Source organism: Streptomyces sp. S6 (assembly GCF_054880855.1).
Genome location: NZ_JBTYMC010000597.1, coordinates 1 through 1783 on the forward strand (window position 1 = coordinate 1; position 1783 = coordinate 1783).

2 protein-coding genes are annotated in these 1783 nt (G+C 64.8%); one reads left to right on the top strand and one right to left on the bottom strand.

Going from position 1 to position 1783, the window contains the following annotated elements; genetic code table 11:
* The coding region (locus tag ACVNF4_RS35640) for a M17 family peptidase N-terminal domain-containing protein (RefSeq protein ID WP_461806981.1) at window positions 1-294 on the bottom strand (294 nt) is incomplete at its 3' end.
* Between the two features lie 266 nt (window positions 295-560).
* Here ACVNF4_RS35640 and ACVNF4_RS35645 point away from each other — a divergent pair.
* Complete coding sequence (locus ACVNF4_RS35645; protein WP_461806982.1) at window positions 561-1376, top strand: endo alpha-1,4 polygalactosaminidase; 816 nt, start codon at window positions 561-563, stop codon at window positions 1374-1376.
* Window positions 1377-1783 lie beyond the last annotated feature (407 nt).

The following is a 1783-nucleotide window of genomic DNA, read 5'->3' on the forward strand; positions in this document are numbered from 1 at the left end:
GCGCAGCGCCTCCGCGTCGTACCCGGCGTCCTTCGCGGGCTCGGCGCCCAGGCCCACCGCGAGGACGAGCGGTGCCTTGAAGCCGGCCGGCGCCGGCAGCTTCGTGGTCTCGCCCTCGGCGCCGGACGCGCCGAGGGTCTCCAGGACGGCGGCGAGCTTGCCGTCGTAGGACTTGTCCACGGCTTCCGAACCCGGTGCGACGACCGGGCCCTTCGCGCCCTTGGCGACACCGATCACGATCGCGTCGGCCCGGAGGCCGGGCGCCGCGGCGGTGCTGAGAGTGAGAGCAGTCACGGTGGTGATTTCTCCGCTTCCGATGAGAGTGCTGTGGCCGAACGGGTGGGTCGACCGGGCCCGGTGGCCGACCTTAGGTCGGACCTGCGCGCACGGTCGTGCCCGGGGTCGGTCGCATCGGCGCGGCGAACCGGTGCGAGAGATCCCGGCATGAGCCTACGCGGGTGTGTGCGTTCGCTCATGCCCGCAAGTGTTCACCTGGCGGTGAAGCGTTGGCCATACCTACATCCTTGAGGTACGTCCTCACACTGTCTGGAGCCGTTCCGTTGAGACGAACCACCCTTGCTGTTCTTCCGTTGCTGCTGCTCGTGGGCTGCGGCGGTTCCTCCGGGGCGGACGAGGAAGACCCCGCCCCGCCTCCCGCGAACACCCCCTCCTCCAGCGGACGTTGGCAGCCCAGGCCCGGTGTCGGCTGGCAGTGGCAGCTCAGCGGCAAGCTCGACACGTCCGTCGACGTCCCCGTCTACGACATCGACGGCTTCGACCAGTCCAAGGCGACCGTCTCCGCCCTGCACGCCGCCGGCCGCAAAGTCATCTGCTACATCTCCACGGGCGCCTACGAGGACTGGCGTCCCGACGCCGAGAAATTCCCCAGATCCGTCATCGGCGAAAGCAACGGCTGGGACGGCGAAAGCTGGCTGGACATCCGCCGACTCGCCATCCTCGAACCCCTCATGGCCGCCCGCCTGGACATGTGCAAGTCCAAAGGCTTCGACGCCGTGGAACCCGACAACATGGACGGCTACCTCAACAGAACAGGCTTCCCCCTGACCCCCGCCGACCAACTCACCTACAACCGCCTCATCGCCAAACTGACCCACGCCCGAGGCATGTCCGTCGGCCTCAAGAACGACATGTCCCAAATCCCCCAACTCCTCAACGACTTCGACTTCGCCGTCAACGAACAGTGCGCCCAGTACAAGGAATGCGACACCCTCACCCCCTTCATCACCGCCAACAAAGCCGTCTTCCACGTGGAATACGAACTCCCGACAAACAAATTCTGCACAGATTCAAAAAAGCTGAACCTCAGCTCACTGGAGAAAAAATACGAGCTAGGAGCCTGGCGAAAATCATGCTGAGCATCAACTGCGGCTGAACCCTGGTCGCTCGCGCAGTTCCCCGCGCCCCTGAAGAACTTGGACGGCGATGAGTACTTGTCTGCGGGCCCCAAAGACAAAAGAACCACCGCACCCCCGTTCTCAGGAGCGCGACCAACTACGACAGTGCTGCACTCCGAGTCTTTTAGGGGCCGCCGGGTTGTATTGATGTGCGGCTTTCGCCGCGTGGGCGTGATCGGCCGCAACGGATCCGCGGTGCGAGTCTTTCAGGGGTGCGGGTTGTGTTGGGTGTGCTGCTGCATGGGTGTGGTCAGCCACCAGGGCGACTCTGGTGCGCAATTCGGCCTGGTGATCTCTTCTTCTCCGGCACGCTTGCGGTAACGAGTTGTGCTGGCCGAGGAGTTGGGTATGTCGTTGCAGGTGGGTGG